The organism is Streptomyces sp. MS06 (genome assembly GCF_047200655.1).
Classification (GTDB): Bacteria; Actinomycetota; Actinomycetes; order Streptomycetales; family Streptomycetaceae; genus Streptomyces.
Genome location: NZ_JBJZOJ010000085.1, coordinates 11,243 through 27,318 on the forward strand (window position 1 = coordinate 11,243; position 16,076 = coordinate 27,318).

8 protein-coding genes are annotated in these 16,076 nt (G+C 67.5%); 6 read left to right on the top strand and 2 right to left on the bottom strand.

All coding sequences use genetic code 11. The features are described 5' to 3' along the window. Window positions 1–132 precede the first annotated feature (132 nt). The 6 genes from ACL02U_RS30455 (at window position 133) to ACL02U_RS30480 (ending at window position 14,534) form a co-directional block, all read left to right on the top strand. Window positions 133–11,094, top strand: coding sequence for a LamG-like jellyroll fold domain-containing protein (locus ACL02U_RS30455; protein WP_412794223.1), 10,962 nt, complete (start codon window positions 133–135; stop codon window positions 11,092–11,094). A gap of 2 nt (window positions 11,095–11,096) precedes the next feature. Next, window positions 11,097–11,606, top strand: coding sequence for a hypothetical protein (locus ACL02U_RS30460; RefSeq protein ID WP_412794224.1), 510 nt, complete (start codon window positions 11,097–11,099; stop codon window positions 11,604–11,606). Between the two features lie 62 nt (window positions 11,607–11,668). After that, window positions 11,669–12,376 (top strand): transposase, encoded by a 708-nt coding sequence (locus ACL02U_RS30465; RefSeq protein WP_412794225.1) that lies wholly within the window; start codon window positions 11,669–11,671, stop codon window positions 12,374–12,376. Window positions 12,377–12,890: 514 nt separating this feature from the next. After that, on the top strand, window positions 12,891–13,244 hold the full coding sequence (locus ACL02U_RS30470; protein ID WP_412794226.1) for a hypothetical protein: 354 nt from the start codon (window positions 12,891–12,893) through the stop codon (window positions 13,242–13,244). 194 nt (window positions 13,245–13,438) lie between these two features. Beyond that, window positions 13,439–13,834 carry a hypothetical protein gene (locus ACL02U_RS30475; RefSeq protein ID WP_412794227.1) on the top strand — a complete coding sequence of 132 codons (396 nt, stop codon included), beginning with the start codon at window positions 13,439–13,441 and terminating at the stop codon, window positions 13,832–13,834. Between the two features lie 235 nt (window positions 13,835–14,069). Continuing rightward, complete coding sequence (locus ACL02U_RS30480) at window positions 14,070–14,534, top strand: DddA-like double-stranded DNA deaminase toxin (RefSeq protein WP_412794228.1); 465 nt, start codon at window positions 14,070–14,072, stop codon at window positions 14,532–14,534. A gap of 785 nt (window positions 14,535–15,319) precedes the next feature. On the opposite strand, the gene ACL02U_RS30485 is transcribed toward ACL02U_RS30480, so the two are convergent. After that, on the bottom strand, window positions 15,320–15,853 hold the full coding sequence (locus ACL02U_RS30485) for an IS630 family transposase (RefSeq protein WP_412794229.1): 534 nt from the start codon (window positions 15,851–15,853) through the stop codon (window positions 15,320–15,322). After that, the coding region (locus ACL02U_RS30490; RefSeq protein WP_412794230.1) for a helix-turn-helix domain-containing protein at window positions 15,793–16,076 on the bottom strand (284 nt) is incomplete at its 5' end. The genes ACL02U_RS30490 and ACL02U_RS30485, both read right to left, overlap by 61 nt.

The following is a 16,076-nucleotide window of genomic DNA, read 5'->3' on the forward strand; positions in this document are numbered from 1 at the left end:
GACCACAGCAGACAGGATCACTTCGTTTTTGTGTCCGCTCTGTCTGTTGGAGTCACAGCCGTGCGCTTCCGGTCGCTCAGCCGCCGCCTCCGCCCGTCCCGCCGTCCACGACGCGCCAGGCGCGGCCTCGCCGTGCTCCTGCTCGCCGCGCTCGCGGTGATGCTGACCTCCCAACAGGCCGTGGCCGAGGGCGTGGAACTCGGCGCCGTCGACCTGCCCTCCTTCAGCCTGGGCTCGCTGGTCTCCTGGTTCCAGGACCCGCACTGGGGCAGCCTGCCGCACCAGCAGTCCGGCACCGCCGCGGGCAAGGGCCACCACGTCTCCGCCGACTCCACCCGGGCCCACCAGGGCGTCGGGCAGAAGCCGGGCAAGGGCCGCGGCGAACTGCCCGCCTACCAGCCGCACAAGCTGGACGTGAAACGCGGCCGCAGCCAGAGCGGCCACTTCGACGCGAAGACCAGCAAGCCCAGCAGCACCCAGTCCTCCCGGAACGAGACCGTCTACCGCAACGCCGACGGCAGCACCACCCGGGAGATGTTCACCAGACCGGTGAACTACCAGGTGAAGAAGGGCAGATGGGCGCCCATCGACGTGGACGTCCGGGCCGGCCCGGACGGCCGCTGGCACGAGAAGGCCAACTCCGTCGCCGTCGACTTCGGGCAGAACGCCACCGACCCCGACCTCGCCTCCCTCGCCGTCGACGGCAAGCACCGCATCTCCTACGGCCTGCAGGGCGCCAAGCCCGTCCACGGCACCGCCGACGGCTCCACCGTCACCTACGGCGACATCCTCGCCGACACCGACCTCGAGGTCTCCCCCACCGCCACCGGCGTCAAGGAATCGATCGTCCTGGACTCCGCGACCGCGGGCAACAGCTGGACCTTCCCCCTCGCCCTGAAGGGCCTCATCCCCGTCCAGCAGCAGAACGGGTGGATCGACCTGCGCGACTCCGCCGGCCGGACCCTCCAGCGCATCCCGCCGTCCTACGCCTACGACTCCAACGTCGACCCCCGCTCCGGCGACCCGGTCACCACCCACGACGTCACCACCGAACTCGTCCACGGCACCGACGGCTACGCCCTGAAGATCACCCTGGACCAGGGGTGGCTGAACGACGCGCACCGCGTCTTCCCCGTCACCGTCGACCCGACCGTGACCGACGGCTGGACGACGACCTACGTCGAGTCCGGCTACGCCGCCGCGGACCGCTCCTACGAGCAGACCATCAAGGTCGGATCCTGGGACGCCGGCACCCACAAGGCGATCAGCTTCTCCAACCACTGGGACACCGCCTGGGACTCCAGCGGCGCCACCGTCACGAACGCCTACCTGAAGGTCTTCGACACCTGGGCCTCCACCTGCACCGCCGAACGCTTCGACGTCGCCCTGGTCACCCAGAAGTGGAGCCCGGAGACCACCACCGGCTACCCGGGCCCCTCGCACGGCTCCTCCATCGGCCACGCCACGCCGAGCGTTCCCGACGCCTGCTCCAACACCGGCGCCGACCGCACCGTCGGCGACTGGGTGTCGGTGCCGCTGTCCACCTCCGCCGTACAGGGCTGGTTCAACGGCACCACCGCCGACAACGGCCTCGCCCTCTACGCGTCGACCTCCGACAACCTGCACTGGAAGCAGTTCGGTTCCTTCAACGACCCCGGGCGCGGCCCCCGACTGGTGGTCACCTACAACGGCGACACCGCCCCGCAGCTCTACGAGCAGTTCCCCGACAACAACGCGGTCGAGTACACCACCACGCCCGAGCTGACCGCCTGGGCCGGCGGCGCCAACTCCACCAGCGGCAGCACCGACCAGTACCTGTTCAAGGTCTTCGACCCGTCCGGCACCCAGGTCGCCAGCTCCGGCCTGATCAGCACCGGCGACTGGACGGTCCCCGCGGGCAAGCTGGAATGGGGCGAGAACTACGCCTGGACGGTCCAGGCCTACGACGCCGGGCTGTACTCCGCGGCCACCCCGTACGCCCTCTCCGTCCAGGTCCCGCAACGCGTCATCACCTCCGGCCTGTCGCAGAACAGCAGCGACCACGGCTTCGACGCGTCCATCGGCAACTACACCACCTCCGACACCGACGCCTCGATCTCCACCGTCGGCCCGTCGCTGGACATCGTCCGCGACTACAACTCCCGCGACCCGCGCTGGACCGGCGCCTTCGGTGCCGGCTGGTCCAGCATCCTCGACTCCCGGGTCACCGAGCAGTACACCGCCTCCGGCGCCGTCTCCAGCGCCTTCGTCACCTACCCGGACGGCTCCGAGGTCGGCTACGGCCGCAACAGCGACGGCAGCTTCACCTCCGGCAGCGGCCGCTTCGCCACCTTCAAGGCCGTCACCGGCGGCTACACCCTCACCGACAAGTCCGACACCGTCTACCGCTTCACCCAGTCCCTCGGCTCCGGCGGCTACGGACTGACCTCGGTCACCGACGCCGACGGCCGCGCGGTGAACCTCACCTGGAGCGGCGGGCACGTCACCACCATGACCTCGGCCGTCTCCGGCCGCTCGCTCACCGTCACCTGGTCGACGCCGTCCGGCGCCTCGGCGGCGCACGTCGCGACCGTCGTCACCGACCCGGTCACCGCGGGCGACTCCGGCACCGCCGAGACCTGGACCTACGGCTACTCCGGCGACCAGCTCACCACGGTCTGCTCGCCGCTGTCCGGCACCGCGTGCACCGCCTACGGCTACACCACCGGCTCCGGCTACCGCAACGCCGCCCTGGACCTCGGCCCGCACGCCTTCTGGCCCCTGTCGGAGTCCTCCGGCAGCACCGCCGAGGACGCCGTCCTCGCCAACGAGGGCACCACCGACGCCACCTACGAGCACGTCACCCTCGGCCAGTCCGGCCCGCTCACCGGATCCTCCGCCACCGCCGCAGGGTTCAACGGCACCTCCTCCGACATCGTGCTGCCGAGGAACCTCGGCAACGACACCGACTCCGGCGCCATCTCCCTGTGGTTCAAGACCTCGTCCGGGCCCGGCGTGCTCTACTCCTACGCCTCCCAGCCCATCGACTCCGGACAGGCCGCCGGCTTCTACACGCCGTCCATCTACGTCGGCAGCGACGGCAAGCTCAACGCCGAGTTCTGGTACAGCGGCGGCGTCAACCCCATACAGACCGGCACCTCGGTCGCCGACGGCCAGTGGCACCACGTGGTGCTGTCCGCCGCGGGCAACTCCCAGACCCTGTACCTGGACAACACCAAGATCGGTTCGCGCACCGGCAGCGTCTCCATCAAGAGCGCCGTCGCCTTCGGCAAGAACCAGTCCTACAACTACCTCGGCACCGGCTTCCTCGGCGGCTCCTGGCCCGACGAACCGCACTACTCGACGTCCTCCGGCTCCGGCTACGCCACCTACTTCAACGGCTCCGTCGCCGACGCCGCCTGGTACAGCCGCCCCCTGGTCGCCGCCGACGTCAACGCCCTCTACACCTACGGCACGCACGGCAGCAGCCTGCTGACCTCCGTCAAGCGGCCCTCCGGCAAGACGTTCGCCGCGATGACGTACGACCCGGCCACCACCGCCCTCACCCGCCTCACCGACGAGAACGGCGGCGTGTGGCAGCTCGGCGCACCCACCGTCACCGGCTCCAGCGACACCTACCGCGGCGCGGTCCTCGGCAGCGCCCCGGCCGGCTACTTCCGCCTCGGCGAGGCCGCCGGGGCCGGCACCGCCGTGGACGAGGTGCGCGGCGGCGACGGCACCCACAGCGGGGTGACGCTCGGAGCGAGCGGACCGTTCAGCGACCGCACCGCCGCGTCCTTCGACGGCAGCGCCTCCTACGTCGAGTTGCCCGACTCCGTGCTGCACGGCACCAACGACCGCAGCGTCGAACTCTGGTTCAAGTCGGCCTCGCCGGGCGTCCTGATCGGCGACCAGTCCCTCCCGATCGCCGGCGCGAGCACGGCCTCCGGCAGCTGGACCCCGGTGCTCTACATCGGCAGCGACAACAAGCTCCACGGCCACTTCTACTCCGGCTCCGGCAGCGGCGGCACCGCCTTCGGCTCCACCGGCACCGTCACCGACAACGCCTGGCACCACGCCGCACTCACCGTCACCGGCTCCACCCAGACCCTCTACCTCGACGGCAAGAAGCAGGACACCTACAGCGGCGCGCCCAACGACCAGGCCAACAGCCACCTCTACCTCGGCGCCGGCTTCGCCAAGTGGTGGATCGACTCGCCCGGCGAGGTCAGCCACTTCCATGGCTCCATCGCCGAGGCCGCCTTCTACCACACCGGCCTCACCGCGGCCGACGTCGCCGCCCACGTACAGGCGGGCAAGAACTCCACCGGCCTGCTGCCCGTCCGGACCGTCCACGTGACCACGCCGGCCGACGCCACCCTGACGTACACCTACGACGTCACCCACGGCAACCGCCGCCTGAGCCAGACCGACGCCCTCGGTAACACCACCCGCTTCGGCTACGACACCAGCGGCTTCGAGCACACCGTCACCGACCCCAACGGGGTCATGACCGTCACCGGCCACGACGTCCGCGGCAACGTCGTCTCCTCGACGACCTGCCAGGACCAGGCCGCGAGGAAGTGCAGCACCGAGTACTACACGTACTACCCGGACGACACCACCGCCCGGCTCACCACCGCCGACCCGCGCAACGACCAGGTGCTGACGGTCCGCGACGGACGCTCCTCGTCCGCCACCGACGACACCTACCTCTCCTCGTTCACCTACGACACGGCCGGCAACCAGACCGCCATCACCACCCCCGCCGTCCCCGGCTTCCCCGACGGCCGCACCACGACCACCGTCTACAGCGACGGCACCAGCACCTACCCGTCAGCCGACGGCGGCACGGTGCCCGCGGGCCTGCCGGTGAAGACCATCAGCCCCGGCGGCGCCGTCAACCAGGTGTCCTACTTCAGCGACGGCGACGTGGCCTCCACCACCGACGCCGCCGGCCTGGTCACCCGGTACACCTACGACGGCCTCGGCCGGGTCCTCAGCCAGAAGACCGTCTCCGACACCTACCCCGACGGGCTGGTCACCACCTACTCCTACGACGCCCTGGACCGGGTGGTCGCCGAGCACGACCCGCAGATCACCGACCGCGTCACCGGCGCCGTCCACTCCGCCCTGTCCACCACGGCCTTCGACGACGACGGCAACGTCACCTCGCAGACCGTGTCCGACACCAGCGGCGGCGACTCCTCCCGCACCCGCAGGTGGACCTACGACGCCTACGACCACGTGGCCACCCGGTCGGACGCCAACGCGGTCGCCGGCGCCGCCAACGGCAACACCCTCACCTTCACCTACGACACCTCCGGCAACCGGACCAAGGAGGTCGACTCGGCGGGCGAGGAGACCCGCTCCACCTACGACGCCGAAGGCCGGCTGCTCACCCGGGGCCTGATGTACACCGGCGACCCGGTCGCCCCGCAGACCGCCAGCCTGCTCACCGAGTCCTCCCGCGCCTACGACCCGGCGGGACGCCTGGCGTCCCTGACCGACGCCATGGGCAACACCACGTCGTACACCTACACCGACGACGGCCTCCTCGCGAAGGCGACCAGGACCAGCGCCGACGGCAACAGCAGCTACGTCCTGCAGTCCAACACCTACGACGCGGCCGGCAACCTCACCCAGACCGCCCGGGACAACGGCGAGACCGTCATCCAGTACCAGGTCGACGCCTCCTCCCGCACCACCTCCACCACGGTGGACCCGACCGGCGTGGACCGCGTCACCAGCGTCTCGTACACCCCCGACGACGAGATCGCCACACGGAACGAGCACGACTCCTCCGGCTGGGACCGCACCGTCACCAGCACCTACGACCACATGGGCAACGTCCTCAGCCAGACGCTGTACGGGGACGCCTCCGGTCACCCCTCCGGCTGGTGGAAGCTGGACCAGAGCTCCGGCACCACGGTCACCGACGCCTCCGGCACCGGCCACACCGCCCGCGCCACCGACGTCACCTGGTCCGGCGGCGCCGCCTCACTGAACGGCTCGACCAGCGCCCTCGCCACCAACGGGCCGGTCCTGGACACCAGCGCCTCCTACACGGTGTCCGCCTGGGTGAACCTGGACTCCAATCCCAGCCGCAACTACACGGTGCTCAGCCAGGACGGCACGCACCGCAGCGCCTTCTACCTCGGCTACGAGAACAACCTCGGCACCTGGGACATGCGCGCGGTCAACCAGGACGCCCCGGTCGGCGGCTCCTGGTCCTACCAGCGGGCGGTGGCCACCGACCCGGCCGCGACGAACACCTGGACGCAGCTCACCGGCGTCTACGACGCCACCTCGCAGGAACTGCGCCTCTACGTCGACGGGCAACTCCAGGCCACCACCCCGTACACCACGGCGTGGAACGCGACCGGCCCGCTGCAGATCGGCCGCACCAAGTGGTCCGACACGTACACCGACTACGTCCCCGGCTCCATCAGCGACACGCAGGTCTACCAGCGCGCCCTGTCCGCCTCCGAGATCTCCAGCCTCTACGGCAAGGGCCGCACCGGCGGCACCGTCGGCTCCTCCGACGAGCAGACCACCACCTGGACCTACGACCAGCGCGGCCTGCCGACGTCCACGACGGACGCCGAGAACCACACCACCACCTACGCCCACGACGAGGCCGGCAACCTGGTCGTCACGACCGCCCCCGCCGTCCAGGCCGAGGCCGACGGCACCAACCCGGTCACCGTCCACCCGGTCACCACCTCCGGCTTCAACACCTTCGGCGAGTCCGTCGAGGAGCAGACCCCGGACGGCCTGGTCACGACCACCGCCTACGACGCCGACGGCAACAAGGTCTCCCGCACGCTGCCCCCGTACACCCCGGCCGGCGCCGCCACCCCCAACGCCGGCACCACGGTCTGGACCTACGACAGCCAGGGCAACCAGACCTCGGTGACGACCCCGGGCGGCCGGACCACCTCGTACCTGTACGACCAGATGGGCGACCTCGCCCAGGTCACCGCCCCCGACGACACCACCACGCACGCCACCTACGACACGGCCGGCGACCAGCTCACCGCCACGGACGGCACCGGCGCGCAGACGCAGGCCACCTACGACTTCCTCGGCCGGAAGCTCACCCAGACCACCCTGGAACGCCGCCCGTCCACACGGACCCTGACGACGACGTACTCCTACGCGCCGACCACCGGCAACCCCTACGGCGCCCACCTGTCCTCCGTCACCTCGCCCGGCGGGGTGAGCTCCTCCTACGGCTACAACCGGGCCGGTGACGTCACCGCGGTGACCGACGGCGCCGGCAACACCACCAGCTACACCTACGACTTCCAGGGCAACCGGCAGAAGACGACCCTCGCGGACGGCACCTGGTCGGAGACCGACTACGACGCCGCGGGCCGGCCCACCCTCGCCAAGCAGTACGACGCGAGCGACAACCTGCTCGCGCAGCGGTCGATGCAGTACGACGGCGTCGGCAACCTCGTCGCGGCCACCGACCCGGCCGGCCACACCAGCCACTTCACCTACGACGCCGCCGGCACGCTCACCCAGGAGACCGAGCCGGTCGACGCCTCCACGTCGATCACGACCTCGTTCGGCTACGACACGGCCGGCCACCGCACCCGCTTCACCGACGGCCGCGGCAACTCCTGGCGGTACACGTACACGCCGTGGGGCCAGCCGGAGAAGGTGATCGAGCCGACCACCGCCGCCTACACCTCGGCCGCGGACACCACGACGACGTACGCCTACGACGCCGACGGCCGGCCGACCACGGTGACCCGTCCGGGCGGCGTGACGACGTCCATGTCGTACGACGCGCTGGGCCAGCTCACCCAGACCTCGGGCAGCGGCGCCGACGCGGCCACCGCCACCCGCCACTTCACCTACGACGCCGACGGCCGGGTGCTGTCCGCCGACACCGACCAGGCGGGCAGCACCGGGGCGGCCGACCACCAGGCCGCCACCCACGACGCGTTCACCTACGACGACCGCGGCGACCTGCTGACCACCTCGGGCTCCGCCGGCTCGTCCAGCTTCAGCTACGGCGACGACGGGCAACTGCTGTCCCGCACCGACGCGGCGGGCACCACCGGCTACGGCTACGACTCGGCCGGCCGCCTGTCCTCCCTCGACGACGCGGCGACCGGCACCCACCTGACCTACACCTACGGTCAGTTGAACCAGCTCACGTCGGTCAGGTACGGCTCGACCGGCCAGACCCGCACCTTCACCTACGACAGCCGCCACCAGCTCACCGGCGACACCCTGGTGCAGGGCGCGTCCACCCTGGCCGGCTTCTCCTACGGCTACGACACCGACGGCAACCTGACGTCGAAGACGACCACGGGCGTGACCGGCGCGTCGACCAACACCTACACCTACGACTGGGCGAACCGGCTCACCTCCTGGAACAACGGCACCACCGACACGACGTACGCCTACGACGCCTCGGGCAACCGCATCCGCAACGGCGCCGACGTCTACACCTACGACGCCCGCGACGAGCTGACCTCGGACGGCGTGCACAGCTACAGCTACGCGGCACGCGGCGCGATGACACAGGAGTCCTCGGCCGGCGGCGGCACCGTCGCCTTCCAGACCGACGCCTTCGGCAACCAGATCGTCGCCGGCAGCCAGTCGTACACCCTGGACGCCACCGGCCGGAACATCACCGACACGGTCACCGGCGGCGGCTCCACCCGCACCTTCGCCTACTCGGGCGCCTCCAACACCATCGCCTCCGACGGCGACGCCACCTACACCTACGACCCGTCCGGCGGCGTGATCGGCGTCAAGCCGGGCGGCGGCACCGGCGTGCTGGCGCTGGCCGACCAGCACGACGACGTGGTCGGCACGTTCACCTCGGGCGCGACGGCCCTGTCCGGATCCGCGTCCTACTCGCCGCTCGGCAAGGTCCTGGCGACCTCCTCCCTCAGCGGCCACCTCGGCTACCAGTCCGGATGGACGGAACCCGGCACCGGCGACGTGGGCACCGCCTCACGCTGGTACAACCCGGACACCGGCCAGTTCCTCAACAAGGACAGCGTCTCGCTGAGCCCGGTGCCCAACTCGGTCGCCGCGAACCCCTTCGCCTACGTCAACGACAACCCGCTGGCGGGCAACGACCCCTCCGGCCACTGCTGGGGCCCGTCCTTTGTCTGCAAGGCCGCGCACAAGCTCAGCAGCGCCGCGCACAAGGTCACCAGCAAGGTCAAGAGCGCCGCCTCCTACGCCTACCACCGGTCCTGGAGCATCGCCTCGCGGGTCTACCACACGGCCGGCAGCATCGTGCACACGGTCGTGAAGAAGGCCAAGCACTACGCGCGCAAGATCGTGCACAAGGTCTACGACGCCTACCGGGCCACGGTCCACTTCGTGAAGCGCGTCTACCACTACACGGTCAGACACGTGAGGAGCGTGTACCACCACGTGGTGCACGCGCTGCACTCGGCGTACCACAAGGCCTCCCAAGTGGTGCACCGCGTCGTGCGCAAGGCCAAGAAGACCGCCGACAAGCTGGGAGAGCTGGCGGGCAAGGCCGGGCACGCCGTGGCCGCGGTCTCCCGCACCGCCTACAAGGTGTCGGTGGTGGCCGCGAAGACGGCAGCGACCTACGCCAAGAACCACGCGGCGGCCATCACCTCCTTCGCGGTGTCCACCGTGGTGTTCGCCGGATGCGAGGCGGCCACCTGGGGCGTCGGCACGGTCGGCTGCTCGGCCATCGCGGGCGCGGCCGGCTCCCTGGTCGAGCAGGGCTTCAAGTGCGCCGAGAACGGCGGCGGCGACTGCAGCGTCAGCGCGTTCGCGGTCTCCGCGGTCACCGGCGCCCTCGCCGGCGCGCTCGGCGGCAAGCTGGGCGAACTCGGCGGCAAGCTCCTGGCCAAGGTCGCACCGAAGGCGATGCGCGCGGTCGGCGGCCTCTTCGGCAAGGGCGCCGCGGACGCCGAGGCGACCGCAGCCCGCGACGCCACCGACACGGCGGCGTCCCGTGCGGAATCGGAGGCGGCGGGGACACGGGCGCAACCGAAGGAGTGCCACAGCTTCACTGCGGGCACGCGGGTACTGATGGCCAACGGCACCACCAAGGCCATTTCGCAGGTCAAGGTGGGCGACACCGTCGCCAACTCGGTGCCGGGCGCCAAGGGCGTGGAGGCCCACAAGGTCACCGACGTGATCGTCACGAAGACGGACCACGACTTCGTCGACCTCACCATCAGGAAGACGGCAAGCAGCACCGCCGAGCGGACGGCGAAGGCCGGCGCCAAGGCACTGGCCGGCAAGTTCGCCAAGAAGGCGGCCCGCAAGGCGGCCGTCGGCCTGGCCACGACCACGGCCGCAGTCGCCGCCACCCTCACCGCCACGACCCCGGCCACCGCAGCCACCGACCACACCACCGCGGTCACCCACCACGCCGCGGCGGCACACAGCACCGCGGCGACCCAGGCAGCCTCCGCCTCCGCCGCTCAGCCGGCCGCCGACGAAGTCGGCGCCCACCTGACGACGACGTTCCACCACCCCTTCTACGACGAGACCCAGTCCGCCTTCGTCGAGGCCAAGGACCTCGAAACCGGCGACGTCCTCCAGACCCCGACCGGCACAGCCGAGGTCACCGGTGTCCGCCTCTACCACGCGCACACCATCACCTACGACCTCACCATCGGCACCCTCCACACGTACTATGTGGAGGCCGGGGCCACGCCAGTCCTCGTACACAATTGCGACCCGGTTGAAGTCACGGTTAGCTACAGGGAAGGGATGCCGCGGCATGAGTTTGATAAGAAGGCAGATGCCCTTCAGGAGCTCAGCGATCAAGGCAAGCTGTTCAAGGCCCCTAATCCGGTTGCGCGAGACCGATCGGTAACAGCCAACTACAAGGCGGATCTGATTCGGCGGGTGTACGACCAGTTCGGTGAAAATAACCGCGAGTTCGCTGATGCGCTGAAGGAGAGGATCCTGACCAGAATGGATCCCGACCACGTGCATGAATTGCAACTGGGAGGAGCCGATGACGCGAGCAATCTCAAAATGCTGGATCGATTCACCAATCAGGAGATAGGGCTTCGTCAGATATGGCCACAGATTAGAAATTTGCCTGACTATACGCCAATCAGGATCCGGATCGAAAGGTAGTCGTGAACTTCGATCGGTTGAGCGCTGCCGTCGAACTGGTAAGGCGCTGCCTTCCTGTGCGGGAAGAGTGGGTCATTCAAAACCGCGTAGGTGCAGGCCTGCCGGTTGCGAATGCCGGTGATTCGTGTCCCGATGGTTTCGTTCGGGCGGCGCGGATCGTTGACGGCGGTAACTTCGGCGTCGTCACGGTATTTGCGCTAGGGGCAGTGGGAGATTTCCAGTTCTATGCCGATCAGGTCGAAGGCTCTCCAGTACGTCTTGGTCGTGAGGAGTGGTTCTGTTGCGGCCTCATCAATGACGAACCCTTCTTCATTAAGAAGGCAGATGGCTCTGTCTGGATGTTTCCGGATGTAGGGGTCGAGTGGTGGATGTCTCCGGAGTTTCATCAAAGCACCGACAGTTTGACCTCCTTCTTGTCGGAGTTTGTATTCGGGCCTCGATACAGAGAAATTACTCCGCTAGGCGAAGGCGACCAGTGGTTGCAGCTACTGAATGAGGCGGGACTCGCTTGAGTTTGGGTACTTGAGTACGCCTGCTCGGGGGTTTGTTGGAGGCGACAGTGACTCTGGGTGTCTTGACGGCAGCGCTGACGCTGAGGTTGAAAGGGTGGGGTGACAGCGGGCGTTGGCTGTGCTACATCCTCGTCATGAGGTACGCGGATGGTGGCGGTCTGACCGCTGCGGGGCGGGCGAGGCGTGAGGCGGTGCGCTTCGAGGCCGCGGAGATGTTCGGGCAGGGGGTGCGGCCGCCGGAGGTGGCCCGCCGGTTACGGGTGTCGCGGAAGTCGGCGTACGCCTGGCACGCTGTCTGGCGTGAGGGCGGCAGGATGGCCCTGGCTTCCAGGGAGCCGGCGGCTTTCCGTGCCGGCTGGGCGATGGCCACCAACATCTCCAGGATGGCCCGGATCCCCGGTTCCCATCAGATCCAGTGGCTGGATGTCCTGCACCGCCACCACGCGGTGGTCGAGGACCAGGTGAAAGCGAACAAGGCGATGGGCCTGCACAACCTGCCCTCCAAGTCCTGGCAGATCAACGAGGCATGGATGCTGAGTGCGAATCTCGCCGCCGACCTGGACGCCTGGCTCCGCCTGCTCACCCTGCACGATCACCCCGGCCTGGCCGACGCCGAGCCGGACACCATCCGCTTCCGGCTCTACCACCTCCCGGCCCGCCTCGCGACCCACGCCCGCCGTCGATGGCTACGGATCGAGCGCACCTGGCCCTGGGCGAACGCGTTCACCACCGCCTGGCGGCGGCTGACCAGTCTCCCGGCCGCCACCTGACCCACCAGCACCCGCCTCAACGAGAACCGGAGAGGAGAGGACTGCACCACCCCGGGAGACGTGGAACCCCGGCGCACCCCGCAGCGTCACGCGATGGCCCACCCTCGAACAGCAGAGGACATTACGGGCGAACCGCCGAGCTGATCAACGACCAACCCCAGCTGACGGATCGAGGCCAACACCTCGACGAGCAGTTCTTGATCCGGGACGGGAGTGCGGACAGGCGCGGGGATGCGAGACGATGACATGGCGCGGGCGTTGTTCCCTCGGGCGGACGGACGGCGTAGGAACCTCCATCCAACCCGACCGGAACACGCCCGCGTACATCAACCACCGGCAAAGCCCCACGTCACAGCACCATCAGACGACTTTGCCGGAGCCCTGGGGGATATACAAGCGCGGCGGCACCATGGTCACACACACTGTAAAAGGCGTGAAGATGATCGGATTCCTGGAGAAGCTCGCCGACGGCTCCTATACGCCGTCAACCTTCTTTCCGAAAGGGAAGTAGACCGTGACTGATACCTCATGGTTCTTTGAAGTGGACAGCGAGGAATTGATTACGCTGTCAGCCGTGCCCGAAATCCCCGAAAATACTGTTCTCGCGCTTGAAACACTGATTCTCCCGTTCGGGCTCAGTCGGCAGAGCGCCTCGACTTATCTTCGTGAATGGAGGCGAATGGCGCGGGAGTTTGGCGAGGGGTACGTATTGGGTACGCCCGCCGCTAGCGTTGAACGCGTGGATGAGGGACATGTGAAGATCGATGACATGTACGGCCAGTTTGATGATTGCTGCATAAATAACGGTGATTTCGAAGAATTCTTGGAAGGGTTCATCGACTACCTGGCAGGGATTGAGGTAGATTGAAAAGCTGCCCGATGTTCGATGGTTCGGTAGCTCGCCTCGAGCGCTGAACAGACCCAGGAAAAGCCGTCTTTGAAATCGCCCTTGCGGCAACCGGGAAGCGCTCCAGCCCACATCAACAGATGCAGACGGATCGCTGATCCCTCCCTCACCTGCGAAAACGCAGGCATGAACGGCCCGCCTTCCACACGTACTATGTGGAGGCAGGCAGCACGCCGGTCCTCGTCCACAACTGTAACGAGGTCGAGTACGGTTCAACACGGCTGAGTCGAGCAGTGCAAAGGGCGCGCCTGGCCGCCAAAAATAAGGACAACAACTACGCAGCAGCTCTCCTGAGGCACCCGGAAACGGGGGAAGATATGGGCGTGGTTGTGGCTCGCTCGCAAGGGAAAATCCACGCAGAGCAGAACATCATCAATTCGCTTAAGAATGTGATGCCTCCGCGACTTGCGGAGGCCAAGCAAGCGGCTGCCCGAGATCTCAGGGATGGACTCGAAGGCGTCGACCCCATGTGTGTGGTGCCTGCGGATAGCTTTTGGCGTTCCATCATCCACGACGTCTCTATAGGCGACTACCACGAAGGATCGCTCTGACACGTTGAGTGACTTCGGGAAGGGTCGATGCCTGAGGTCAAGGAGGGCTCCAGAATTCTGGTGATTCCGCTCTTGTGGGCAGTCGTCAACGGCAGCCCAGGCGTTTGACGGCAACGTTGACGGAGCGGCAACCGGGACGCACTCCAGCGCACATCGACGGACGCCGACGGACCGTTGATTCCTCCCTCACCTGCGAAAACGCAGGCCGGAACGGCACGCCTTCCACACGTACTATGTGGAGGCTGGCAGCACCCCGGTCCTCGTTCATAACTGCGATGACAACATCTCGGCGGTCCGGGATAGCCTTGAAGGTAAGCACGAGACGACGGCAGTTCCGACAGATGCTCACGGAGTGCCGATTGGTCCGGAAATTTCGAGTGGCCGAGATGCTGTTTCCGCTAGGGCGAATAGCGTTCTTCAGCGTGCTTTCGGAAAGCCCAGTTACGTGAAGTGGGCTTCTGCGGACCATGCTGAGCCCAAGGTCGCCCTGTGGATGAACGACAATGACGTCGAATCCTCAAACGTCGTGATAGACCAGAAATACATCTGCGGCGGAGAGGGTGGAGCTGGATGTTCTAATGTCCTTCCGGCCCTTCTCGAACAAGGTAGAAGTATGAGGATCTGGTATCGTGACGCCGAAGGGATCTTGCAAAAATGTGAGCTGATACACGGCATGGCTCCGCACGGAGCCACGGGCTGATGAGCTCAAGCCGACGAGAGGGGCTGTCTTGGTAGCGCAGTGGAAAGCGCTCAGTGACGTTGAGCGCGGAGTTTGGAAGGCCGCCCCTCTCGAAGGCGCTGGTCCGCTCAGGTTTGGTATGAGTCACGAGGAGGCTGAGTGCGCCGTGCGTGAGACCATGCTCGTATCTTCCTCGACTAATGGCGTGTCGGGTCATGTCGCGAGGGCCGACTTCATCTTGCGTAATTCCAACCCCATGATGCCCTCATCGTCTTTGTCGGCATATTATGAAGAGAGTGGAAGGCTGGCTGCCGTTGCAGTTGATGCGCGAAACGGGCCGCAGGTCGTTCTTGATGGGCTGCGCTTGGTGAGTCGCGTGCCGTCTGAACTCGAAATGCAGTTTTCGGAATATGTGGAATCCCGTGGCCTTGACTTGCTCTATTCCGAGTACTGGGATCCATCTTCGGAATCCCTTGGAATTGTCCTAAGAGTCCAGCGTGTTGATGATGTGGTGCTGAGTCGTCCAATTTTCGTTTGCGAGGATTGGGCTGAGCGATGTGGGGACTCCAGGGAAGGGCGGATTCCACGGACTGAATGGCAAAGGCAGTCACGCTGAACCGTCTCGTGATGCGCAGGGCGTTCGAGTCCTCATAGCAGCCTCACTGGCTGGCGGGACGCCCATCCTTCTTGCCGTTGAGGTTGAAAGGGCAGGGTGACGGGCTACGGGGGCTCCAGTCCGAGTCCGGTCCCGGCGATGAAGTCGTTGAGGATCTGCGGTCGGCGTTGGATGGCGCGTAGGCGGTTCTTCACGAGCGGGGTGAGGTCGTCGATCGTGCGGGGTGCGAGGTTGGCAGGGACTTCTTCAGGTGGGCCCATACGCCTTCGACGGGGTTGAGGTCGGGTGCGTAGGGCGGGAGCTTGACGATGGTGAGCCGGTCGCTGTTGCGGTTGCAGAACTCCCGTAAGGGCTTGGCGTGGTGGGTGCTGGCGTTGTCCCACACCACGATCAGCGGGGCACCGCCGAGCTGCCGGCGGGCGGAGGTCAGCAGGTCCGCGAACTCACGGGCCCGGAAGCCCTTCTTCTCGCCGGTACGGCCCCGGTACGTCTGCGTCCGGTAGATCAGCCTGGTCTCGCGGCCCGGTCTGACGCAGACCAACCCGGCCATCAAGACCCGGCCCGATCCCTTCCCGGTCACCCTGACCAGCGGCGTCCGGCCCCGCCGCGACCAGGTCCGGCCCTTGCCGGGCTTCAGATCCTGCCCGGCCTCGGCCTCGAAAACTATCCACGCGCCCAGGAGCTGGGCCGACCTCTTACCCGTGACCACTGCTCCGTCCGCCACCGGGCAACGGCCTGCTCGTCCCGCTCGACCGCCCGGTGCACCGGGACCTGCGGTGACCAGCCCAGCCGGTGCAGCAGATACGACACCCCGCGCGGGGTGTACCGGTAGCCGAACAGGCGATGGATCAGCTCCGCGACCCTCGCCAGGGTCCACCGCTGATCCTCGATCCAGCCGTGCGCCGCCGGTCCCGCCTCCAGCTCGGCCTGCAACCGCTCCGCCTGGA